Here is a 255-nt window from a genome sequence, read left to right as displayed (position 1 = left end):
AACGAGCAGAAATACCTTAATAGGCTTGTAGCTCAGGTGGTTAGAGCGCACCCCTGATAAGGGTGAGGTCGGTGGTTCAAGTCCACTCAGGCCTACCAATTCGTCCTCATGCTGCGTTGTCGTCACATTCGTTTGCACTTGCAAACGTCGTATGAACTCCGCCTTGCCTGAGAACAAATTGGCTGACTCATCTTGCTGATGAGTAATTAAGGTATCTGTAAGTGACTGTATGGGGCTATAGCTCAGCTGGGAGAG

1 tRNA gene is annotated in these 255 nt (G+C 49.0%); it reads left to right on the top strand.

From position 1 onward, the window contains the following. The first annotated feature begins 21 nt into the window (after positions 1–21). A tRNA-Ile gene (locus tag J1778_RS00015) sits at positions 22–98 on the top strand. The last annotated feature ends 157 nt before the right edge of the window (positions 99–255 follow it).

Source organism: Rahnella bonaserana (genome assembly GCF_019049675.1).
In the GTDB taxonomy this organism is placed as follows: Bacteria; Pseudomonadota; Gammaproteobacteria; order Enterobacterales; family Enterobacteriaceae; genus Rahnella; species Rahnella bonaserana.
Note: the sequence above shows the minus strand (reverse complement) of the source record. Positions and strands in the feature narration are given on the sequence as shown.